This window comes from Herbidospora mongoliensis (assembly GCF_001570545.1).
In the GTDB taxonomy this organism is placed as follows: Bacteria; Actinomycetota; Actinomycetes; order Streptosporangiales; family Streptosporangiaceae; genus Herbidospora; species Herbidospora mongoliensis.
Genome location: NZ_BBXD01000020.1, coordinates 186,763 through 210,653 on the forward strand (window position 1 = coordinate 186,763; position 23,891 = coordinate 210,653).

17 protein-coding genes are annotated in these 23,891 nt (G+C 69.5%); 15 read left to right on the top strand and 2 right to left on the bottom strand.

Translation table 11 applies throughout. The features are described 5' to 3' along the window. Positions 1-129 precede the first annotated feature (129 nt). The 10 genes from AW272_RS30155 to AW272_RS30200 all read left to right on the top strand — a co-directional run bounded on the left by AW272_RS30155 (position 130) and on the right by AW272_RS30200 (position 14,175). Positions 130-1,074 (top strand): carbohydrate ABC transporter permease, encoded by a 945-nt coding sequence (locus tag AW272_RS30155; RefSeq protein WP_083958816.1) that lies wholly within the window; start codon positions 130-132, stop codon positions 1,072-1,074. After that, positions 1,071-1,883 (top strand): carbohydrate ABC transporter permease, encoded by an 813-nt coding sequence (locus AW272_RS30160; RefSeq protein ID WP_066372347.1) that lies wholly within the window; start codon positions 1,071-1,073, stop codon positions 1,881-1,883. Before AW272_RS30155 ends, AW272_RS30160 begins: the two co-directional genes overlap by 4 nt. After that, positions 1,880-6,004: a glycoside hydrolase family 38 N-terminal domain-containing protein gene (locus AW272_RS30165; protein ID WP_066372349.1), complete on the top strand. Its 4,125-nt coding sequence runs from the start codon at positions 1,880-1,882 to the stop codon at positions 6,002-6,004. Before AW272_RS30160 ends, AW272_RS30165 begins: the two co-directional genes overlap by 4 nt. Further along, entirely contained in the window at positions 6,005-6,697 is a 693-nt protein-coding gene (locus tag AW272_RS30170) for a DUF7158 domain-containing protein (protein ID WP_066372351.1), read from the top strand. Between the two features lie 57 nt (positions 6,698-6,754). Beyond that, positions 6,755-7,642 (top strand): sulfotransferase family protein, encoded by an 888-nt coding sequence (locus tag AW272_RS30175; protein WP_066372353.1) that lies wholly within the window; start codon positions 6,755-6,757, stop codon positions 7,640-7,642. A gap of 32 nt (positions 7,643-7,674) precedes the next feature. Next, positions 7,675-8,772: a glycosyltransferase family 4 protein gene (locus AW272_RS30180; protein WP_245657790.1), complete on the top strand. Its 1,098-nt coding sequence runs from the start codon at positions 7,675-7,677 to the stop codon at positions 8,770-8,772. A gap of 21 nt (positions 8,773-8,793) precedes the next feature. Further along, a complete protein-coding gene (locus tag AW272_RS30185; protein WP_066372356.1) occupies positions 8,794-9,387 on the top strand; it encodes a glycoside hydrolase family 25 protein in 594 nt (197 codons plus the stop codon). A gap of 69 nt (positions 9,388-9,456) precedes the next feature. Further along, on the top strand, positions 9,457-11,421 hold the full coding sequence (thrS, locus tag AW272_RS30190) for a threonine--tRNA ligase (protein ID WP_083958817.1): 1,965 nt from the start codon (positions 9,457-9,459) through the stop codon (positions 11,419-11,421). Positions 11,422-11,460: 39 nt separating this feature from the next. Next, positions 11,461-11,919 carry a MarR family winged helix-turn-helix transcriptional regulator gene (locus AW272_RS30195; protein WP_066372359.1) on the top strand — a complete coding sequence of 153 codons (459 nt, stop codon included), beginning with the start codon at positions 11,461-11,463 and terminating at the stop codon, positions 11,917-11,919. 402 nt (positions 11,920-12,321) lie between these two features. Then, positions 12,322-14,175, top strand: a complete 1,854-nt coding sequence (locus AW272_RS30200) for a DUF262 domain-containing protein (RefSeq protein WP_066372363.1) — start codon at positions 12,322-12,324, stop codon at positions 14,173-14,175. Between the two features lie 182 nt (positions 14,176-14,357). On the opposite strand, the gene AW272_RS30205 is transcribed toward AW272_RS30200, so the two are convergent. Further along, on the bottom strand, positions 14,358-14,819 hold the full coding sequence (locus AW272_RS30205; RefSeq protein WP_066372366.1) for an Asp23/Gls24 family envelope stress response protein: 462 nt from the start codon (positions 14,817-14,819) through the stop codon (positions 14,358-14,360). 111 nt (positions 14,820-14,930) lie between these two features. On the opposite strand from AW272_RS30205, the gene AW272_RS30210 reads away from it, so the two are divergent. The 5 genes from AW272_RS30210 (at position 14,931) to AW272_RS30230 (ending at position 21,826) form a co-directional block, all read left to right on the top strand. Further along, on the top strand, positions 14,931-15,458 hold the full coding sequence (locus AW272_RS30210; protein ID WP_245657791.1) for an HIT family protein: 528 nt from the start codon (positions 14,931-14,933) through the stop codon (positions 15,456-15,458). 69 nt (positions 15,459-15,527) lie between these two features. Continuing rightward, a complete protein-coding gene (locus AW272_RS30215) occupies positions 15,528-17,219 on the top strand; it encodes an ATP-binding protein (RefSeq protein ID WP_245657792.1) in 1,692 nt (563 codons plus the stop codon). Positions 17,220-17,229: 10 nt separating this feature from the next. Beyond that, positions 17,230-18,378: a metallophosphoesterase family protein gene (locus tag AW272_RS30220; RefSeq protein WP_066372372.1), complete on the top strand. Its 1,149-nt coding sequence runs from the start codon at positions 17,230-17,232 to the stop codon at positions 18,376-18,378. Further along, on the top strand, positions 18,378-20,873 hold the full coding sequence (locus tag AW272_RS30225; RefSeq protein WP_066372375.1) for an AAA family ATPase: 2,496 nt from the start codon (positions 18,378-18,380) through the stop codon (positions 20,871-20,873). Before AW272_RS30220 ends, AW272_RS30225 begins: the two co-directional genes overlap by 1 nt. Continuing rightward, positions 20,870-21,826, top strand: coding sequence for a hypothetical protein (locus AW272_RS30230; RefSeq protein ID WP_066372377.1), 957 nt, complete (start codon positions 20,870-20,872; stop codon positions 21,824-21,826). The genes AW272_RS30225 and AW272_RS30230 overlap by 4 nt, the downstream gene beginning before the upstream one ends. Here AW272_RS30230 and AW272_RS30235 read toward each other — a convergent pair. Further along, on the bottom strand, positions 21,773-23,842 hold the full coding sequence (locus tag AW272_RS30235) for a hypothetical protein (RefSeq protein WP_157518884.1): 2,070 nt from the start codon (positions 23,840-23,842) through the stop codon (positions 21,773-21,775). The genes AW272_RS30230 and AW272_RS30235 overlap by 54 nt on opposite strands. Between the last annotated feature and the right edge of the window lie 49 nt (positions 23,843-23,891).

Sequence of the window (23,891 nt, forward strand, 5' to 3'; positions counted from 1 at the left end):
GGCATCGCGGGGCGCGCGTCCGCGCGCCCCGCGCCCTCCCGATCGGCCGACCGGTAACACGATGACCCAGATCCAGCAGAGCAGGGCCCCGCGCCCTCACCCGCTTCGCGAACGCGACGGGGTGACCCGATGACACAGACGATGCGGCCCCGGGCGCGGGTGAGGGCGCGGCCCGCGCCCTCACGTAAGAGGCCCGGCAGGTTCCTGCCCGGACTGGGCAGGTTCGCCCTGTTCGCGCTCCCCGGCCTGGTGGCCTACGCGCTGTTCGTGCTCGTCCCGATCGGGATGACCGCCTACAACAGCCTGACCAACCTGAACCCGTTCAATCCGCCGACGCAGTTCGTGGGCCTGCGGAACTACGTCAGCCTGCTGAGTGACGCGGAGTTCGGCCAGGCGCTGCTGAACACGGTCATCATCACGGCGATCATCACGGTGCTGGCCAACGCGGGCGGCCTGCTGATCGCGATGCTGCTCGACCGGCCGACCAAGCTGTACGTCCTGCTGCGCGGGGTGTTCTTCACCCCGGTCGTGCTCAGCTCGGTCGTCATCAGCGTCATCTGGCAGGCCATCCTGACCGACGACGGGCTGCTCAACTCGGCCCTGCGCGGCATCGGGATCGACGAGCCGCCGGGCTGGCTGTCCGATCCGGACATCGCGCTCTACTCGATCGCCTGGATCATGACCTGGCAGATGCTCGGCTTCTGCGTCGTGGTCTACCTGGCCGGGTTGCAGGGCGTGCCGCGCGAGCTCAACGAGGCCGCCGCGATCGACGGCGCGAGCGCGCTCCAGCGCTTCCGCAACGTCACCTGGCCGATGCTGGCCCCGGCGCTGACCATCAACGTGGTCATGCTGCTGATCACCGGATTCAAGGCCTACGACCAGATCCGCGTGATCACCAACGGCGGGCCCGGCAACGGCACCACGGTGACCATGGCCTTCCAGGTCGTGCAGACGGCCTTCGTGAGCAACCGGATCGGCTACTCCTCGGCGCTGGCCGCGGTGATGCTCGCGATCGTCGCGTTCATCTCGGTGGTCGTGCTCCGGTTCCTGCAGAAGAGAGAGGTGTCCCAGTGAACGCGCGGCCGATCGTCGCCACGTTCGTGGGTGTGGTGTTCTTCCTGCCCCTCTACCTGGTGCTGGTGAACATCTTCAAACCGAGTGCGGCCGTGGTGGCCGACCCGGCCGGGCTGCCGTTCCCGCCCACCCTCGACAACCTCACCGCGGTGCTGACCCGGCCCGACCAGCTGTTCACCTTCGGCCTGATCAACTCGATCGCCGTCACCGCGCTGTCGGTCACCGTGCTCACCGTCTTCTCGGCGATGCTGGGCCACTATCTGGCCCGCGCCCGGCACTGGGGCGCCAAGGTCGTCATGGGCACGCTGCTGTGCGGGCTGATGATCCCGGTGCCGGTCATCATGGCCCCGATCACGACCGTGCTGAAGTGGTTCGACCTGATGACGACCCTGCAGGGGCTCGTGCTGGTGAACGTCGGCTATTACGTGCCGTTCGGGGTGCTGCTCTTCATGGGGTTCGTGAAGGGGGTGCCGCTGGAGCTGGAGGAAGCGGCGTCGCTCGACGGCGCGAGCAGGTTCCGGGTGTTCTGGCAGGTGGTCTTCCCGCTGCTGCGGCCCGCCTCGGCCAGCGTGATGATCTTCCTGGGCGTGTGGATCTGGAACGACTTCCTGACCCCGCTCATCGTGCTCGGACCCGACAGCGGCACGACCGTGACGGTCGGCGTCTACCGGGCCATCGGGCAGTACCAATCGGACTTCGGGTCGGTCTTCGCGTTCATGTTCCTGGCCACGCTGCCGATCCTGATCTTCTACCTCGCCCTGCAGAAGAACTTCGTCAAGGGCCTGACCGGCGGGGCGGTCAAGGGATGAACCTGACGATCGAGTCCACCGAACTGTTCGCCGGGCCGGCCGACGCTCCCCGCCAGATCCTGCGCGTCACGACGTCGGCCCACGGCCCGATCGACATCGAGGTCACGGGCGAGGCCTGGGGGGAACTCCGGGGGGTCTCCGGTACGGGGACTCATGAGGTCCCGGTCACCACCGATGCCCGGCCGGGGCGACGCGTCGACATCACCGTCCGGGCCGGGGACATCAGCCAAGAAGCGACCATGCGAACAGCTGAGCCCGGCTGGAGCGTCTACCTGGTCTCGCACTTCCACTACGACCCCGTCTGGTGGAACACCCAGGCCGGGTACGCCAGTGAGTGGGAGGACCAGCCGGACGCCCAGGAGATCCGGATGAGCTTCCAGTTCACCGCGTTCCAGTTGATCGACGCCCACCTGGAACTGGCCAGGCGCGACGCCGATTACAAGTTCGTGCTGGCCGAGGTCGACTATCTCAAGCCGTACTGGGACACCTTCCCCGAGAACCGCGCCTACATCGCCAAGCTCGTGGCCGACGGCCGCCTGGAGATCATGGGCGGGACCTACAACGAGCCCAACACCAACCTCACCGGCGCCGAGACGACGATCCGCAACGCCGTCTACGGGGTCGGGTTCCAGCGCGACGTCCTCGGCGGCGAGCCCTCGACGGCCTGGCAGCTCGACGCGTTCGGGCACGACCCGCAGTTCCCCGGGATGATGGCCGACGCCGGGCTCACCTCCAGCGCGTGGGCGCGCGGGCCCTTCCACCAGTGGGGGCCGATCCTGGAGGTCGGCACCTACGACACGCCGCACGGCGACCCGTCGGGCATGCAGTTCCGCAGCGAGTTCGAGTGGATCTCCCCCTCGGGGCGCGGCCTGCTGACCCATTACATGGCCGCGCACTACGGCGCCGGATGGTCGATGGACTCCGCGCAGACCCTCGAAAAGGCCGAAGAGTCGGTGTACGGGCTGTTCCTCGACCTGAAGAAGGTCGCGGCCACCCGGAACGTGCTGGTGCCGGTGGGCACCGACTACAGCCCGCCGAACAAGTGGCTGACCGACATCCACCGCGACTGGAACGCCCGCTACGTGTGGCCGAGGTTCCTGTGCGCCATTCCCCGCGAGTTCTTCGCGGCGGTCACCGCCGAACTGGCCGCCGAGGGCCGCCGCCTGTCGCCGCAGACCCGGGACATGAACCCGATCTACACCGGCAAGGACGTGTCGTACATCGACACCAAGCAGGCCCAGCGGGCGGCCGAGAACGAACTGCTCGACGCCGAGCGCTTCGCCGCCCTGGCCTGCCTGGCCGGCGGGGCCGAATATCCGGAGGCCGCGCTCGACAAGGCCTGGCGGCAGCTCGTCTTCGGGGCGCACCACGACGCCATCACCGGGACCGAGTCTGACCAGGTCTACCTCGACCTGCTGGCCGGGTGGCGGGAGGCGTACGACCTCGCGGAGGAGGTGCACACGGCGGCGCTGGAGCATCTGGCCGCCCGCACCCGGACCCCGGGCGAGAGTGTCGTGGTCTACAACGCCAACGCGTGGCCGCGCACCGACGTCGTGCGGGTCACCGTGCCCGCGCCCTTCGCCGGGCTGACCGACGACAGGGGGAACGACGTTCCGTGCCTGGTCGAGCGGGCCGACGACAGCCGGGCCGAGATCGTCTTCCTGGCCACCGGCGTGCCGTCGGTCGGCTACCGCTCCTACCACCTCTCCGCATCGGGTGCCGGCGAGGAGTGGGCGGTCGAGGAGACGTACACGATCGAGAACGAGTTCCACAGGCTCACCGTCGACCCCGCGCGGGGTGGTGGTGTGGTCTCGCTGAGAGACCTGGTCACGGGGGATGAGCTGATCACGGCCGGGGAGGTCGGCAACGAGCTGGTCGTGTACGACGAGTACCACGAACACCCGGTCTTCCGTGAAGGCCCGTGGCACCTGCTGCCCACGGGCGTCTCCACGGGCAGCGCCGCACTCCCCGCGCGTTCGGTCACGACCGAGCGGTCGCGGCTCGGCCGGCGGATCACCGTCACCGGCTCGCTCGGCCCCGTCGCGTACACACAGACGATCACTCTGTGGGACGGCCTCGCCCGGGTGGACTGCGCCACCCACGTCGACGGCTTCGATGGCGCGGACAAGCTGGTGCGGCTCCGCTGGCCGTGCGCGGTGCCGGGCGCGGTGCCCGTCTCCGAGGTGGGCCACGCGGTCGTCGGACGGCCCTTCGCCCACCCCGACGTCGACACGGCCGCCCACCCGTGGACGCTCGACAACCCGGCCTACCAGTGGTTCGGGCTGAGCGCGCCGGCCCGGATCTCCTTCGCGAACGGCACCGGCGTGCCGATCGCGGTCGCCGAGATCGTCGTGCCCCAGGAAGAGGACACGGCCGACGCCAGGGACCTCGCCGTGCGGCTGGCCCAGTCGGGTGTCACCTCGACGACCTCGTACGCCGCCGGCACCCGCTACGGCCTGCTGTCGTTCGACTCGAACCTGCCCGACGTGCGGTTCTCGATCGGCGGGCCGCTGGAGAACACCTTCACCGCCGAGGCCCTGCACGCCGCCGGACCCTCCTACGCCGAGGAACTGGACCGGCAGCTGGCGGAGAAGGGTTCGGCCGTCGTCTGGCTGCCCGCCCGCTTCACCCGCGAGCAGGCGTTCCACCCCGAGTCGGACCTGCGCGGCGTGCTCGATCTGCCCGTCGTGGTGATCGTCGGCTCGCCGGACAACGTTATCGACGATCATGTGGTGCGCATCGACCAGGCCGTCGACCAGGTCGAGGAACGCCGGACCGTCGCCGTCCTCAACAAGGGCGTGCCGGGGTTCGCGGTCGACCTCGAGGGGCGGCTGCACCTGTCTCTCCTGCGGTCGTCGACCGGCTGGCCGTCGGGCATGTGGATCGACCCGCCGCGCCGGACCGCCCCCGACGGGACCGGATTCGGCCTCCAGCACTGGAGTCACACCTTCGACTACGCCATCGCCTCCGGCGGCGGCGACTGGCGCGACGCCGGGATCGTCGCCAAGGCGCACGACTACAACCATCCGCTGCGGCCGGTCGTCGAACCGGCCCACGACGGTCCGCTGCCCCCCACCGCTTCCCTCGTGACCGTCGAGCCCGCCGGACAGGCGGTGCTGGCCGGGTTCAAGGCGGCCGGGAACCCGACGGCGGGCGGCGGGGCGGTGCCGGCCGATCCGCGCGATGGAGTGACGGCGCGATTCTACGAGCCGCACGGCAAGGCCGTCTCCATCCGGGTGACCTCGCCGTTCCCGCTGGTCGAGGCCGCGGTGGCGGATCTGCTGGAGACCGCGACCAGCGAGGCCAAGGTGCGGGACGGCGCGCTCGTCGCCGACCTCGGGCCGAGCGAGATCGCCACGTTCGTGCTGAAGACCGACACCCGGGACCCCGAAGGGCCGGGCGACCGGCTCGGCCGGGCCGCCGAGCCCGCTCAGCCGGTGTTCTCGCGCTACTGGCTGCACAACCGGGGCTCGGCGCCGCTCGGGTACCAGCCGCTGAGCCTGCACGCCCGCACCGCGCCGGGGAAGGTCACGGTCTCGCTGGCCAGCGACCTCGTCGACGCCGCCGTCGAGGGCGAGGTCCGGGTGGTCGTGCCGCCGGGGTGGCAGGCTTCGCCCGCGATTCGTCCGGTACGGCTCGCGCCGCGCGGCTGGACCACGTTCGACGTGGCGCTGAGTCCACCGGCCGACGCGGGCGAGGGGCCCTGGCCGGTGGCCGTCACGATGGTGCACGGCGGCCAGACGCACGAGGACGTGGTCTTCTTCGACGGTTCGGGGAACCCGGTCAGTCCTGGTCCGGCTTCGCTGCTCGCGGTCGACGTACCAGAGGAAGGTGTCGTCGTCGGCCGGGGAGAGCGGGCCCCGCTGCCGGTCACGCTGACCAACCACGCGCCGTTCGCGATCCGGGGGGAGATCCAGGTCCTCGGGCCGTGGGGGACCTGGGGTGTCACCGGGCCGCTGATCCATCCGCTGGACATCGGGCCAGGCGAGAGCCGGACGCTCGATGTGGTCGCCGAGGTGCCGGTCGGGATGCGGCCGGGGCGGTGGTGGCTGCTGGTCAAGGCCATGTGGTTCGGACGGGTGAGCTACTCGCCGTCCGTGCCGTTCGAGGTGCAGGGGTAAATGGTGATCGCCGCTCTCGTCGAGGGCACCTCTGTCACGCTGGAGCAGGTCACCGCGCGGATGGCCGCACTGCGACGCGGTCCCCGCGGTGACCTGCTCCCGGCCGACGGCACCACCGAGGGCCGTCAGCTACGCCGCTGGGTGGTGCAGCTCCTGGTCGCCGAACGGGTGATCGCCGCCGAAGCTCTGGAAAGAGGCGTGCGCGCGGGTGGTCCGCCGATGGAACTGCCGGCCACCGCCAGGCTGGAACTCGGCAGCGTCGTGGCGGCCGTGCTGGCGAGCGACCCGCTCGCGCAGGCCCTCTACCGCGACCTCACCGCCGACGTCACGGTCTCCGAGGAGGAGGTGGGCCGCTACTACGCCGCCAACCCCGACCGCTACCGGCCGGGGCCGGCCCGGCTGGTCACCCATCAGGCGCTCACCTATGCGGTGACGGCCGCCGACCTGGTGCCGGAGGCCGTTTTCACGGCTGCGGACGGAGAGCGGGTGGGGGAGTTCGTCGTGGGGGCGTACACGCGACAGGACCTGACCCTCGCCGAGGCGGCGCCGCGGATCCGGGCGGTGCTGCTCGACGCCGCGCGGCGGCGGCGGTTCGCGCTCTGGGCCGACGCCCGGTGCGCGGCCGCTGTGTTAACGCCCGGTTTCGAACACCCCGGCGACATCAGCCACTCTGATCACACCCACCGGCACTGACGTGCAAGTTAAGGGTGGATATAGGTAATTCTCAGTAAAAGTCCGTAAGGTCCACCCATGAACTGGAAACAACGGGTGAACGTTGCACTGGGCGAGTTCACCGGGTTCCATCTGGCGAAGATGGGTGAGACGCCGTCAATGAACGCGGGGTCGAAGAAAGCGGGCAAACCGACTCCGGCCCCCGCCTCGGATGTGCGGCCGCCGGCCGATGTCCGGACCGACCGGCTGCTGCGCGCCCCGATCTTCGTGATGTCGCCGGTTCGGTCGGGTTCCACTCTGCTGCGCTCGATCCTGAACGCCCACCCGCTGCTGCACGCCCCCCACGAGCTGCATGTACGTCGCCTCACCGTCGGCTTCGGCACCGGGCTGTCCGAACGGGCGATGCACGCCCTCGGCCACAACCAGGCCGACCTGGAGCACCTTCTGTGGGACCGGGTGCTCCACCGCGAACTGCTGCGCAGCGGCAAGAGCCACATCGTCGACAAGACCCCGGCCAACGCCTTCGCCTTCGAGCGCCTGGCGACCTGCTGGCCCGACGCCCGGTTCGTGTTCCTGCTCCGCCACCCCGTCTCCATCGCCCGCTCCTGGCACGAGGCCGACCCGGACAAGCGCGACTACGCGGCGGCGGCGGCCGACGCGCTGCGCTACATGAAGGCCGTGGAGCGTGCCCGCAACGGGCTCAAGGGCCACACGGTCCACTACGAGGAGCTGACCGCCGACCCCGAGAAGGAGGTCCGCGCGATCTGCGACTTCCTCACCATCCCCTTCGAACCCGCCATGCTGCGCTACGGCTCCGCGCAGACGGTCGTGGAGAAGGGCCTGGGCGACTGGAAGGACAAGATCCTCTCCGGTGAGGTCCAGAAGGGGCGCGACCTGCCCGACGAGTCCGAGATTCCCGATGTGCTCCGCCCGATGAGCGTTAGCTGGGGGTACCTGCCCAAATGAAGATCCGCTATATGCTCCTCCACGCTTACGGCATGGGTGGAACAATTCGGACCGTCATCACCCAGGCGAACGCCATGGCCGAGCGCGGCCACGAAGTGGAGATCGTCAGCACCGTCCGCCGCCGTGACGACACGCAGTTCCAGATCGACCCCCGCGTCAAGATGAGCGCCATCGTCGACCAGCGCGGCGGGATCGAGCCGGTCACCTTCACCGACCGGGTGATGCGCCGGCTGCGCGGCAAGGCGGTGCCCGAGGGTGAGTTCGCCGCCCACTGGTTCACCGCCCACGTCGAGAAGGCCGTCACCGAATACGTCGCGGGCCTCGACGACGGCATCCTGGTCACCACCCGGCCGGGGCTCAACCTGATCGCCGCCCGGCACGGCCGCAAGAGCGTGGTGCGGGTCGGCCAGGAGCACATGAACCTGCGCACCCACAAGGAGCCGGTCCGTCAGGAGATCGCCCGCCAGTACGGCAGGCTCGACCTGGTCACCGTGCTGACCAGGACCGACATGCACGAATACCAGCGCCTCGCCCCTGGCGTGAAGACCCGGCTGATGCCCAACTCGGTGCACATCGGCGGCCGCCGCCAGTCGCACCTGACCAACCCCCGGGTCATCGCGGCCGGCCGGTTGAAGGCCCAGAAGGGCTTCGACCTGCTGATCCCGGCCTTCGAGCAGGTCCCGCACCCCGACTGGACCCTCGACGTGTACGGAGAGGGCTCCTCGCTACCCAAGCTGCTCAGCAAGATCAGCCAGGCTGAGCGCATTCGGTTCCGGGGCCGTACCGAGAAGCTGTGGGACGAACTCGCCGACTCCTCGATCTACGTGCTCAGCTCCCGGTTCGAGGGGCTGCCCATGGTGATGCTGGAGGCGATGGCCCACGGCCTGGCCGTGGTCAGCTTCGACTGCCCGACGGGCCCCGGCGACGTGATCGTCGACAACGTCAACGGGCTGCTGGTGCCGCCCAAGGACACCGTCGCGCTGGGCGAGGCCATCACCCGCCTCATCGAGGACGACACGCTGCGCAAGCGGCTCGGCGGCGCGGCGCTGGAGACGGCCAGGAACTACACGGCCGACTCGATCATGCCGCGCTGGGAGGCGCTCTTCACCGAACTGCTCGCGAGGAGTTAGCCCCGGTATTACCCTTCAGCGGTGATCCACGGCATCGACGTGTCCGACTGGCAGGGCCCCGTCGACTGGTCGGCCCAGGCCGAGACCGACGCGGTGTTCGCCTTCGCGCGCGCCACCGAGAGCGACCGGCTCGCCGACACCCGTTTCGCGGAGAACTGGACGGCCATGGGCCGGGCCGGATTCGTCCGCGGCGCCTACCACGTGGCCCGCCCGCTGGGCGACGCCCACACCCAGGCCAGGCACTTCCTCGACACGGCCAGGCTCGCCCCCGGCGACCTGGCCGCCCTGGAGTTCAAGGCCACCGACGGGCTGCCCGCCCCCGAGGTCGCCGAGTTCGGCCGCCGCTGGTGCGCCGAGGTCAGCCGCCGGTGCGGGCTGCTCCCGTTCGTCTGGACGCATCTCCACTTCGCGGCGGAGGGTTACTGTGACGGCCTGTCGGCGTATCCGCTCTGGATCGCCGACCCGGGCCGTCCCGTCGGGGAGCCCCGCGTGCCCGCGCCCTGGACCGGCTGGGCCATCCAGCAGTACGCGGCCAGCCCGCTCGATCTCGACGTGTTCGCGGGCACCGTGGCCGACCTGATCGCGCTGGGCGCGCCGGACCGGCGCGGGAAATAGGGATTCGGGAATCCCGGTAGAGTCGGCCTGTTCATTCACGCTCATCGTTTTCGTTTGAGGAGAACCATCGTGTCCGCTATCACCGTCACCGTCGCAGGGGTCGAGCGCTCGGTAGACGAGGGCACGACGTACGGCGAGCTGCTGGAGGCCGACGGCAGGTCCGTGATCGCGGCGCGCGCTAATGGCGATTTGCGCGATTTGGCGGGTTTGACCGTTGAGGGGGACGTCGTCGAGCCGGTCGAGATCGGCAGTGACGACGGCCGGGCGATCATGCGCCACTCGGCCGCCCACGTGATGGCCCAGGCCGTCCAGGAGCTGTTCCCCGAGGCCAAGCTCGGCATCGGGCCGCCCGTGGAGAACGGCTTCTACTACGACTTCGACGTCAAGTCGCCGTTCACTCCCGACGACCTCAAGCGCATCGAGAAGCGCATGCGCGAGATCGTCAAGCAGGGGCAGACCTTCGCCCGCCGGGCCGTCTCCGACGACGAGGCCCGCGAGGAGCTGGCGGCGGAGCCGTACAAGCTCGAACTGATCGGCCTCAAGGGCGGCGCCGTTGACGGCGACGCCGGCGAGAGCGTCGAGGTCGGCGGCGCCGAGCTGACGATCTACGACAACATCGACCCCAAGAGCGGCGACCTCAAGTGGAAGGACCTCTGCAGGGGTCCCCACCTGCCTTCCACCCGCGTGATCCCGGCCTTCAAGCTGATGCGCTCGGGCGGCGCCTACTGGCGCGGCAGCGAGAAGAACCCGCAGCTCCAGCGCATCTACGGCACCGCCTGGGAGTCCCGCGAGAAGCAGGACGAATATCTGGCGTTCCTCGAAGAGGCCGAGAAGCGCGACCACCGCAAGCTGGGCGTCGAGCTCGACCTGTTCTCCTTCCCCGACGAACTGGGCTCCGGCCTGCCGGTCTTCCATCCCAAGGGCGGCGTGATCCGCAAGGTGATGGAGGACTACTCGCGCAAGAAGCACGAGGAGGCCGGCTACTCCTTCGTCAACACCCCCCACATCACCAAAGACAACCTCTACAAGATCTCCGGCCACCTCGACTGGTACGCCGACGGCATGTTCCCGCCCATGGAGCTCGAGGGCGCGCGCTACTACCTCAAGCCGATGAACTGCCCGATGCACAACCTGATCTTCAAGGCCCGTGGCCGCTCCTACCGCGAGCTGCCGCTGCGGACCTTCGAGTTCGGCACGGTCTACCGCTACGAGAAGTCCGGCGTGATCCACGGCCTGACCCGCGTGCGCGGCCTGACCCAGGACGACGCCCACATCTACTGCACCCGCGAGCAGATGCGCGGCGAGCTGGTCTCGCTGCTCCGCTTCGTCCTCGACCTGCTGCGCGACTACGGCCTCAACGACTTCTATCTGGAGCTGTCGACCAAGGACCCGGTGAAGTTCGTCGGCGACGACGAGACCTGGGAAGAGGCGACGGCGGTCCTGCGCGAGGTCGCCGAGGGCGAGAGCCTGGAACTGGTCCTCGACCCGGGCGGCGCGGCCTTCTACGGCCCCAAGATCTCCGTCCAGGCCCGCGACGCCATCGGCCGCACCTGGCAGATGTCGACCATCCAGCTCGACTTCAACCTGCCCGAGCGCTTCGAGCTCGAATACACCTCGGCCGACGGCTCGCGGCAGCGTCCCGTCATGATCCACCGGGCGCTGTTCGGCTCGATCGAGCGGTTCTTCGGCGTGCTGACCGAGCACTACGCGGGCGCGTTCCCGGCGTGGCTGGCCCCCGTGCAGGTGATCGGCATCCCGATCTCCGACGACCACGTGGCCTACCTGCAGGATGTCGCCAAGAAGCTGAAGGCCCACGGGATCCGGGTCGAGGTCGACTCGTCGTCCGACCGGATGCAGAAGAAGATCCGCAACGCCCAGAAGTCGAAGGTGCCCTACATGCTGCTCGCCGGCGACGACGACGTGGCGGCCGGGGCGGTCTCCTTCCGCTACCGGAACGGGGAGCAGAAGAACGGCGTCTCCGTCGACACGGCCGTGGCCGAGATCGTCGACGCGGTGGAGCGCCGCCTCGCGTAGTTGACGTCAAGTCGGCTTGAGGTTTTAGCGTCGTCTTCCATGACGATCAAGGAGTATCCGCCGGAGGTCCTGAACGGCCAGCCCATCGGGGCGTGGACGGGAGAGGCCTACCGGCGGGTCGTGGGCGCGATCCGCGCCGAACTCGCGGTGGAGAGTCTGACCCAGCCGCACTGGTGGACCCTCAACCACGCCGCCGCGGCCCCGGGACGCTGGTCGCGGGGCGAGCTGGCTTCGCGCCTGGCGACGTGGGAAGACCTCGGGCTCGACTTCGAGACGGTCTTCGACGACCTGGTCGGGCGGGGGTGGGTGACCGAGCTCGACGGGCGGCTGACTCTCACCGACGAGGGCGAGGCCGGGCGGCTGCGGGCGAAGGAACGGCTCACACCGGTGCTGGAGCGGACGCGCGACGGGGTCGACCCCGATGACTTCGTGACGGCGATCAACGTGCTGCGACGCGTGGTCGCCAACCTGGGCGGCGACGGCGACCTGCCGTCTTAGGGGGAACGCAAGACGCTGGCAATGGCCCCCTGACTCTGGACTTTGCCGAGCTCGGGGGCGGGTGTAATCGTCGGGCTTGGTCGCCAAGCCATGCTTGACCGCAACTCTCCCGCTCCCGGCGCTCCAGGTCGATCATGGGTACGGCTTGTGGGCAGATACACCTGATCGATCAGCATGCGCCCGGGCGAAATGGCATAGGCCAACAAGACCCCGCCCCCGCCTCATCCAGCCAGGTCCCCATTACAGCTGGAGGTGGTAAGTACCCATTGAGCGCAATCTGAATGGTCTCGCTTCGGCGACGAGATCGCTTGCCTCGTTTCGGCGTTGATGCGGAGTGTAAGAATCTCAGCGGTAAAGCAGGTCGCTGTGAATACGCCCGTTTCAACACGTCACCGAGGATGTATGAAGGCCGACACCAGAACCCCCGCTGAGATCTTCGGAAGCCCGATCCGATACTTAATTCCGCTGTTCCAACGCCCATACGTCTGGAACCGGACAGATCAGTGGGAACCCCTCTGGGAGGATGTCAGGGCTGTCGCCGAGCAGCTTCTTACCACAAAGGACACGTTGTACGGGGGCTCACCCGTCCCTCCGCACTTCCTCGGCGCGATCGTTCTCGAACAACAGCTCACGCCCACCGCCTTCATCCCTGTACGCCATGTCATCGACGGCCAGCAACGCCTGACCACCTTGCAGATTCTTCTTGACGCCGCACAACTGGTTGCCGAGAGACACGGTCTCCCCATTGATGGGCGTGCCCTTGAATCGCTCGTCCTGAACGACAAGGATCTGGCTCAGCGACACGACGAGATCTTCAAGGTCTGGCCGACAGACAGAGATCAAGAGGCATTCCGTGCCGTCATGGATAACGAGCAAGAGGTACCCGAATCTCTTGTCGGCAGCAGTATCGCCTCAGCCCACACCTACTTCGTGTCCCAGATCATCGAGTGGGCTCAGCCGGAAGGCGACCCGGACAAGTGCAGGAGCAGGATCACCGCTCTGACGCACGCTATGCGCAGCTACCTCCGGTTAGTGGTCATCGATCTTGAACCGGGAGATAACGCGCAAGTCATCTTCGAAACCCTGAACCATCGCGGCACCCCGCTGCTTGCTGCGGATCTGATCAAGAACATGGTCTTCCAGCTCGCCGCGGGCCAGAATGAGGACCTGCGGTCCCTCTATGAGCAGTACTGGAAGCCGTTCGACTCCAATCACTGGCGCCGAGACGTTCGGCAGGGACGGCTCTATCGACCCTACGTCGATATTTTCATCAATTACTGGCTGACCATGCGTCTGCTCCGTGATGTGCCAGCCGACCGAGTCTTCAGTGAGTTTCGTGAACATATCCGGACTACTCAGCTCCCCGCCTGGGAAGTCATGCGAGACCTGGCCGACGACGCTGACGTCTACGCCGGGCTCGAGCATCTCCCGTGGGAGTCAGCCCAGGGGACTTTCTACTACCGGGTCATCAGCGTCATGGAAGCTTCGGTCGTCGGCCCTTTTCTGCTGTGGATTCTCCGCTGGCCGCCGGAAAGGATCTCCCCTGAACAACGCATCAAGGCTCTCCGTTCGATGGAGAGCTGGCTGGTGCGACGCATGCTGTGCAAACTGACCACCAAGAACTACAACCGGATCGTCGTAGAGCTCCTGCGGGAACTGGATCGGCACGGCCCCGAGAAGGCCGGCGATGTGACGGAGAGCTACCTCGCCAAGAGCACGGCCACTGCGGGCTCGTGGCCTGCCGATAAAGAGGTGATCGAAGCGATCCGCGCTATCCGGGTATACAAGGACCTGACTCGGGGGCGCTTGCGGATGGTGCTCGAGGCGCTAGAAGACCTCGCGAGAGGAAAGTGGGCCGAGCACGAGCACTGCCCGCGCGGCCGGTTGACCATCGAGCACGTCATGCCGCAGAACTGGGAAGAGCACTGGAGCATCAACCCCTCCGACCACGGGGCTCGGCAGTCGCGCAGCCACCTCGTCCAGACGCTCGGCAATCTCACGCTTGCCAATGAACGCCTCAACCCCAAACTTTCTAACCGCCCGTGGACCGATCTCGAGACGGAGACGCTTGGTCTGACCGACTCCGGACCGGTGGTCGGGAAGCGGAGCCTGCTTCAGCAACACTCCACGCTCAAGCTCAACGCCGAGATCGTAGTAGCCAACCCTGCGGTGTGGACCGACAAGGCGATCGTTGACCGCTCGGCCACACTGGCTCAGCGCATCATCCAGATTTGGCCGCGCCCAGCCACGCCTTAATGCTGCGATGCCCGCCCACGCTCGCCTAGCGGATGGTTCGACGCTTCCGTACGAGATGGCCTTTGCCTGTCCCCTTGGCGGCAACGCCCAGGCGCGGTGCCCTGGCACTCTGCGGTCGCCGCAAGCCCTGTATCTCACGTGAAAGGCCGGACCCGATACAGGTCCGGCCTTGAGTGAAGGGGTCAGGCGGCTTCGGTGGCCGCTCCCTCGCCCGGGAGGCGGACGTCGTCGACGGTCACGTTGACCTCGACGACCTCCATGCCGAGCATCTGCGACACCGACGTGGCCACGCTCGACTGGACCTCGGCCGCGACCTCCATCACCACGTGCCCGTAGACGATGACGATCGTGATGTCGATGGCGACCATGCCGTCCTGGATCTCGGCCCGGACGCCCTGGCTGGCGCGCTTGCTGCCGAGACCGATGGTGGTGCGGGCCGTCTCGAAGATCCTGGCGAGGTCGCCGCCGAGGTCGGCGACGCCGGGGACCTGCCTGGCGGCCAGGGCGGTCACCTTCTCGACGACCTCGTCGGCGACGGTGATCTTGCCTTTGAGGCCGGTCACCGAGATCTGGGGCTCCTGGGTGGCCTCTTCGGTTTCCGCGGAGGGGGACTCGTTCTGGGATTCGTACGCGACGTCGGTCACACGATCATCTCCTCAGGTCAGCAGGATTCTGCCGGAAGATCGAAGGGTTTGTCCGGCGTTAGACCCGGTCGGCGCGGGTATCGCCGCCTGGTCCCCAATATGCTGGCCGACATGACAGACGTGCCCGACGCTTTCGGACGGCTTTGGACGCCGCACCGGATGGCGTACATCAAGGGAGAGAACAAGCCGACCGGTCCGGGCGCCGGTGACGGGTGCCCGTTCTGCGAGATCCCGAAGATGGATGACGCCGACGGGCTCATCGTGGCCCGGGGTGAGGTCGTGTACGCGGTTCTGAACCTCTATCCGTACAACTCCGGCCATCTGATGGTCTGTCCCTACCGGCACGTGCCTGACTACACCGACCTCGACGCGGCCGAGACGGCCGAGCTCGCCGACTTCACCCAGAAGGCCCTCATGGCCCTCCGGGACGCCAGCGGCGCGCAGGGTTTCAACGTCGGGATGAACCTCGGTTCGGTCGCGGGGGCCGGGATCGCCGCCCATCTCCACCAGCACGTGGTGCCCCGCTGGGGCGGCGACACGAACTTCATGCCCGTCGTGGGGCACACGCGGGTTCTACCACAGTTGCTCCGGGACACCCGGGAGTTGCTCGCCCAGGCATGGCCTGAGAAAACGTCGTAGGGCTGCACTACCCTGCCCAGGGTGACGGATGGGTTCTCTGGTGTCCCCGCTGGTGAGGCTGTCGGCCGTGTGCTGGGCACACAGTCGGCCTCGCCCCTGTCGTTCTGGATCGGCCTGCAACCGGGGAAGGTCGTGCAGCTCGACGAGGTGGTGGTGACCCGGCGCGACGTGCCGGGTCACGGCATGGTGCTGATCGCCGGGGTGGTCACCCACGTCGAGGCCCGTCACGAGGGCGCCGCCTTCGACTCCGACGTGTTCCTGATTGCTGAAGGCTCGCTGCCCGCCGCCGTCGTGGAGGTCGCGGAGGTGCGGGTCACCCGGGTCGAGCCCGAGGTGTTCGTGCCGCCGCTGCCGGGGGCGCCCGCCTTCCGGGCCAAGGGGGCCGACCGCGACCAGGCGCTCTACTTCGACGTGATGGAGCGCCGGGTGCCGATGGGCATCGGGCGCGACGGCGAACCGACCTATCTGAACTTCGACTTCCTCGACGGCACCCGCGGCGCCCACGTGTCGATCTCCGGGGTGTCGGGCGTGGCGACCAAGACCTCGTTCGCGACGTTCCTGCTCTATTCGGTGTTCAACTCCGGAGTGCTGGGGGCCGAGGCGTCCAACACCAAGGCGCTGATCTTCTCGGTCAAGGGCGAGGACCTGCTGTTCCTCGACCACGCCAACACCCGCGCCGACGACAACTCCCGCGCCGGCTACGCGACGCTCGGGCTGCCCGCCCAGCCGTTCCGCAGCGTCCACGTGTTCGCGCCGCCGAGGCCCGGCGACGTCCACGGCGTGCCCCACGTCACGGCCCGGACCAAGGGCGTCAGTTCCTTCTACTGGACGCTGGCCGAGTTCTGTGAGAACGAACTCCTCCGTTACGTCTTCGCCGACGCCGACGACGAGAAATCTCAATACAACCTGCTGATCGGCCAGGTCGCGGCCAAGCTGAAGCTGCTCGTCGAGCCGCTGGGCGCGGCGGGCGCGGTCAAGGTCGACGACGTCGAGTGCCGCACCTATCCCCAGCTCGTCGACCTGATCGACGAGCGGCTGGCCGACGAGTCGACCCGCTCGACCTGGACCGGCTTCCCCGCGTCGCTGGGCACGGTCAACGCGTTCCTGCGGCGGCTGCGCAGCTCGATCAGGTCGCTCACGCCGATCCTGCGGGGCGATCTCCCGGCCGGGCGGCCCCACTCGATCGGTGTCTCCGACGCCCAGGTGACCATCGTCGACCTGCACAACCTGCCCGAACGCGCCCAGCGGTTCGTCGTGGGCGTGGTGCTGCGCGGCGAGTTCGCCCGCAAGGAGCTGTCCGGTTCGGCCAGGCCGCTGCTGTTCGTAGTCTTGGACGAGCTCAACAAGTACGCCCCCCGCGACGGAGACTCACCGATCAAGGAGATCCTGCTCGACGTGGCCGAACGCGGCCGGTCGCTCGGCGTCATCCTGATCGGTGCCCAGCAGACCGCGTCCGAGGTGGAGAGGCGTATCGTGGCGAACTGCGCGATCCGGGTCGCGGGGCGGCTCGACCCGGCCGAGGCCACCCGCTCCGAATACGGCTGGCTGACCGGCACCGCCCGCGACCGTGCCACCATCGCCAAGCCCGGCACCATGTTCGTCATGCAGCCGGAGATCCCCGTGCCGCTGGCCGTGAACTTCCCGTTCCCCGCCTGGGCCACCCGCCCCTCCGAGGCCGGGGCCGCGCCGACGATGCTGACGACGATCGCCGATCCGTTCGCCGGGCTGCCGGCGCCCGAAGACGACATCCCCCCGTTCTAGGAAGGCCCCGATGAAGATCCTGCACACGGCCGACTGGCACGTCGGCAAGGTCCTCAAGGGCCGGGGGCGTCATGAGGAGCACCGCGCGGTGCTCTGGGAGCTGGTGGGCCTGGCCCGCCGGGAAGACGTCGACCTGGTGCTGGTCGCCGGCGACCTGTTCGACACCTCGGCGCCCACGCCCGAGTCGCAGGGCCTGGTCATGAGCGCGCTGATGCAGTTGCGTGAGGGCGGCCGGGAGGTGGTCGTCCTGGCCGGGAACCACGACAACGCCCAGCTCCTGGAGGTCTACCGGCCGGTGCTGGGCGCCCTGGGCATCCACGTGTCCGGCCTGTTCCGGCGGCCCGACCAGGGCGGAATCCTCGAGTTCACCGCCCGCACCGGCGAGCCGGTCAAGTGCGCGGTGCTCCCGTTCCTGTCCCACCGCCACGTGGTGCGCGCGGCCGAGCTGATCACCGAGACGGCGGCCGAGCACAACCGCAGCTACGCCGACCGCGTCGGCCGCCTCACCGAAGCGCTGACCGCGGGCTTCACCGGCGACACCGTCAACCTGGTGACCACCCACGGCACCATGCCCGGCGGGAAGATGGGCGGCGGCGAACGCCAGGCCCAGACGATCTTCTCCTACTACTTCGAGTCGACCGCCTTCCCCCCGACGGCCCAATACGCGGCGCTGGGCCACCTGCACCGACGGCAGCAGATGCCGGGCCCCTGCCCGATCTGGTACAGCGGCTCGCCCCTGGCCGTCGACTTCGGTGAGGAGAAGAACCAGCCCGGAGCACTGATCGTCGAGGTCTCCCCGGGCGTCCCGGCCAAGGTCCGCGAGGTCGCGCTGGAGAAGGCGCGTGTCCTCACCACGGTCACCGGCAGCCTCGACCGCCTGGAGGCGATGGCCGCCGACCTCGGCGACGCCTGGCTGAGGGTGATCGTGGCCGAGAAACCCCGGGCGGGCCTGGCCGACACGGTCCGTGAGCTGCTGCCGGGCGCCCTTCAAGTGGATCTCCACCCCGACTTCAGACCGGCGAGCGTGCGCAAGCGCCAGACCACGGGCGCCGGAAGGGGCCCACGCGACCTGGTCCGCGAATACCTGACCGCCTCGGGCAAAGACGTCGAGGCCCTCGGCACCCTCTTCGACCGCCTCCACGACGAGGTGACCCGCTGATGCGTCCCATCCGGCTCCACATGGAGAACTTCGGCAGCTTCCGGGCCGCCTCCGACGTCGACTTCGCCGAGGTCGACTACTTCGCGCTGGTCGGGGCGACCGGCGCGGGCAAGAGCACCGTGATCGACGCCATCTGCTTCGCCCTCTACGGCAGCGTGCCCAGGTGGGGCAAGGAGAACGTCGTCGCCCACGCGCTGGCGCCCTCCGCGACATCCGGCAAGGTCGCCTTGGTCTTCGAGGTCTCCGGCCGCCGCTACGCCGCCGTCCGGACGCTGCTGCGCGACGCCAAAGGGACGGTCCGCACCAAGGAGGCGCGGCTCGACCTGCTCGACGCGTCGATCCTGGCCGAGTCCGACCTGCTCGAACTGACCGCCACCTCCAAACCGGTGGCCGAAGGCGAACAGGTGGCCGTCGAGGTGGCCCGGGTCACCGGCCTGGAATACAAGTTCTTCACCCAGTGCGTGGTGCTGCCCCAGGGCCGCTTCGCCGAGTTCCTCCACGCCACCCCGAGCGACCGCCAAGACCTCCTCGTGCAGCTCCTCGACGCCGACGTCTACGAGCAGGTCCGCAAGGCCGCCGTCGTCGAGGAGAACAAGCAGAACCAGGCCGCCGAGTTCGCCAGGGGCGAGCTGGCCCGCCTGTCCGGAGCCGACGAGGCGGCGGAGCGGGCCGCCCGCGAGCGAGCCACCGCGCTGCACGAACTCTCCCGACGCGTCGGCACCGATCTGGAGAAACTCCAGGTCCTGGACGACGCCGCGAAGGCCGCCGATACCGAGCGGGTGACCATTCTCCGTACACTCGCCCAGCTGGGCGCCCTCGCACTCCCCGGCGAAGTGCCCGGCCTGGCCGAGTCGGCCCGGCTCGGAGCGGAGAGGGCCGACCTGGCCGTCAGGGAACAGGCTCGCCTCGACGACCTCGAAGAACAGGCCGACCGCGAGCTCGAAGCCCTGGGAGACCGGGCCGCGCTCACGGCCGAACTGGGCGACCTGACCGAACGCACCCGCCGCACCGCCGAAGCCGCCAAGGCCGGAAAGGAGGCCGAAGCGGTCACCGCCGAACTGATCGTGGCCGCCGACGCCCTCGCCAGGGCCTTCCGCGACTACGAGGAGGCCGACCGTGACCTGACCAAGGTCCGCATCGCCCACGTCGGCGCCGACCTGGCCCGCACCTTGGTCCAAGGCGACCCCTGCCCGGTCTGCCACCAGATCGTCACCGTCGTTCCCGGCCCATTGGAGCCGAACGTCTTGCCCACAGGCGGGCAAGACGACCGCCAGGCGGACACCCGCCACGGTGCTCGTCATGACGGCCACGAGTCGCACGCGCTGCTCGCCGCCGAACGCCGCCTCGTCACGGTCCGGGAGATGGGACAGCAGGCCCGCACCCGCCACGACGGCCTGGCCGCCAAGGCCGAACTACTCACCGCGCGCGCCCGGGACCTGGCCGGAACCATGCCGCCCGACCCGCACAGGGCTACCGAGATCGAGAGGCTGCTCGCCCAGATCGACGAGGCCGCCAGAAAGGTCGCGATCGTCCGCCGGGACGCCCGCGAGGCCCGGCGCGCCGCGACCCAGGCCACCCGCGCGGTCGAGGAGGCCCGGCGCAAGGCCGAACAGGCGTGGCGTGATCTCAACGCGGCCCGCGACACCGTCGCCGCGTTCGCGCCGCCGCCACTGGATCCGGGTGACGTCCACGCCGCTTGGACCGCGCTGCTGGCTTGGCGTGATGAGACCTCGGCCAGCACCCGAGCCGAGGCCGAAGCCGCCGACGCTCGCTTCGAACAGGCCAGGTCCGGTGCGCAGGAGGCCCGGCGGGCGTTGGTGGAGCGCATCGCTCAGCACGGCGTCACCCTGAACCCCGGCGACCGGATGGCCGAGCAGGTCGCCCGCGCCGCCGCCCAGGCGGACGAGCGGCTCGCCCGCGTCCAGGAGGCCCGCAAACACGCCGCCGACCTGGCTGAACGTGTCGCCGTCCACGAAGGCGAGGCCAGGGTCGCCCACGAACTGGCGCTGCTGCTGCGCGCCAACCAGTTCGAGCGCTGGCTCTGTGCCGAGGCGCTGGAACTCCTCGTCGCCGCCGCGTCCGAGACCCTGAAAGACCTGTCCGACGGCCAATACGAACTCGTCCTCGGCGGCAGGGGCGACATCGAGGTCGTCGACTACGCCGAGGCGGGGCTGCGCCGCAGCGCCCGGACCCTGTCGGGCGGGGAGACCTTCCAGGCCTCCCTCGCCCTCGCGCTGGCGCTGTCCGACCAGGTCGCGGGCCTGGCCGCGGCCGCCGCACGCAGTCTCGACTCGATCTTCCTGGACGAGGGCTTCGGCACCCTCGACCCGGCCACCCTCGACATGGTGGCCGCCACCCTCGAACGGCTCGCCTCCGGCCACGAACGCATGATCGGCGTCGTCACCCACGTTCCGGCCCTGGCCGACCGGGTTCCGGTCCGGTTCGAGGTCTCCCGCGACGCCTCCGGTTCCCACGTCAGAAAGGTGGTTCGGTGACCACCACGCTCCACGCCCCCGGGTTCAGCGTCGATCCCTGGGACCCCGGCTACGGCGCCAGCCTGGCCTTCGAGGCCGAGATGGAGGGCAGCACCGCCGCCCTCACGCTCGACATCGAGATCCCCATCCCGCGGTGGCGGCCGATCACGCCGGGCTCGACGGCCAAGGCGCCGGAGACGCTGCTGATCGCCGACGGCGTCCGCCGGATCGACGCCCGCGTCTGGGTCGACGACCCGCAGGGCGGCATGCCCGCGCCGGGGATCGCGGCCTCCTACGCCGCCGGGATCGTCCGGTGCGGTGAGAAGGGGGCCGAACCGGTCGCGGTCGAGATCAGACGCGGGGTGTTCAGCCCGGCCAAAGGGGTGTCCGACCTGGTGGCGGGGCCGGTGACGTACACGACCTTCGAGGTGGTCGGCGACGACGACGGGTCACTGGCGCTCCAGCAGAAACTGACCGAGCTCGAAGCCGACATGGCCGTCGAATACCGGTCGAACACCGGCCACGACGAACTGCTGCTGGTCGACGGGCCGCTGCGGGGGCGCACCCACCTGCACAACGCCGTCGGCTATGTGAAGACGCATCACACGTCCTACCTGCCCCCGGCCCAGTCGGTCGTGGTGTCGGACCTGAAGCCGGGCCAGCGGACGCCGGTCTTCTTCATGGGGACGAACTGGAGCCGCTACGCCTGGTATCTGCGGCTGCCCACGATCTCTACCGCGCCGTGGGCCGGGATCGCCCGCTGCGAGGCGGGCGCCGACCTGTCGGTCGAGGAGGCCGTCGCGCTGGCCGACCAGGTCACGGTGGCGCTGCCGCCGATGGCGGGGGTCGACTACAAGGATCCGAGGGCGCCGCAGAACCTCGTCCCGATCGGCGGGCTGGAGAAGCTGCTGCGCCACCGGCTAGGCGACGCGCGTCTGCTTTACCGCGCCCTCCGGACGGCCGCCCTCGGGTGACGGGCCGTCGAGCTGGATCGCCCGGATCCCGGCGCTCAGCACCAACGGCACCGCGAGGGCCAGCGCCATCGACAGCACGGCCGCGCCCGAGTCGTTGACCAGCATGCCGATGCCGCCGCTGACCAGCGCGCCGAGCAGGCCGGCCTTCAGCATGGGCGCCCGCTCGAACGCCACCGGCAGCACCCCCGCCGTCGCCTGACCGGGCCGCAGCACCGCGAACACCAGGAACACCACCGCGGCGATGACGACGGGCATCAGGTTGGGGGAGAGCAGCGTGCCCAGCATGGCGTCGAGCTTGCGCGCGATCACCGGCCAGAACGTGCCGTCGAAGATCTGCCCGACGAACCGCCCGAGGTGGGTCTGCGACCCGGGCGGGCGGCGGTAGTCGAGGTAGGCGATGGCCAGCACGGTCACGCCGCCGGCGACGCAGAACAGGCCGAGCTTCCAGATCGACACCCGCCGCCCGGCCACGATGAGCGTCGCGACCGCGATGCCGGGCACGAACGCGATCACGCCGCCGAAGTCGCTGCCGACCCCGGGCCAGCCGCCGAGGATCATCGCGAACACCCCGAGCCCGGCGATCAATGCGACCGCGATCGACCGGCGGCCGTGCCGGACCAGCGAGTCGGCCGTGCCGGTCGCCACCAGCAGCACGGCGGTGGCCAGCAGCGCGAACGGGATGTTGCCCAGGCCGTAGTAGCGGGCGCCGACCACGCCGGTGTAGCCCATCACGCTGTTGAGCTGCAGGTGCGTGCCGGAAAGAAGATCACCGAGCAGCACGGCGGCGGTGACGCCGGAGACGACGAGCAGCGGCGCCAGGATGTTCTCCGGCCTGGTCAGCCGGGCCGCCTGCAGGGCGAGCACGGCGAGCACGACGTCGAAGGCGACCAGCCCGCCGACCAGGGTCAGCGTCGGCGCGGAGCTCGCCTCCCACGGGGTGAGGTTGATCAGATAGGTCGACACGGGGATCGACGCCAGCGCCACGGCGGCCACCCGGACGATCCCGAGCGCGGAGCGGCGGCGCAGCAGCAGGAACGCCGCGATGTAGAAGAGCACCTGCAGCACGGCCAGCGTGGTGAAGAAGATCCCGCCCATGTTCCGGATCGTCTGCCCGGCCGTGTCGGCGTCGCGGAGGCGTTCGACCGCCTCGTCGAGAGGGATCGGCTCGCCCGCCTTCAAGGGCTGCCCGATGACGGTCGCCGGGATGGCGGCGGCCTGCCCGGCCGCGCTGAACAGCGTCGCGGTCAGGTCGGGCAGAATGATCATGTCGTCGCGGTGGGTCGAGCCCGACCCGAGCAGGCTCGTGCCGGTCGTCCCGGACGCCCGCATCATCGCCACCCGCAGATGGGGGACCGAACCGTGGTCGGCCAGCCCCGCCACCAACACGGTCGCGCCGGGCGGCAGCTTGGCCAGCACCGCGCCCACCTGCGCGTCGGCCTGCCGCACCGCCGCGAGCCGCTCGGCCGCCGAGACCTGCTCGGGCTCGCGGGCGACCTTCCCGTCGGCGGCGATGTAGGGCCGGATCAGCGTGTCGACGTCGACCGCGATCACCGGTGCCGACCAGTCGGTGACCTCGTCGATCGTGGCGTGGTAGCGGCTGACGGCCCCCTGCTTGTCCGACAGCGCGAGCACCCCGCCGGGCCCCACGGCCATCGTGCGGGGCAGCGCCCCCACCGACCCGGCGGTCGGCACCCCGGCGACCGAGGCGAACCAGCCGAACTCGCGCAGCATGTTCGTGCCCTCGACCGGCTCGGGCGGCAGCCCGCACCGCGACCCCACGGCCGACCGCACCCCGGCCGACACCGTCAGCCATCCGTCATAAGGGCAGGTGATCGTGCCGACGGACTTCACCGACAGTGACCCGACGGCGCTCTCACCCGCCAGCCGCCACAGATTCGGCGTGTCACCCTCGGTGACGTCACTCCACATCAGCCCGGGCACCCCGACGAGCGCCACCTGCTCCGGGCCCGCCGTCCGGGCCGCCGCCGGCGCCCCCCACGCGATCGCGACCATCATGGCCGTGACCATCCCAGCAGCCCACCGCCGCACGGTGTCCCCCTCTGTC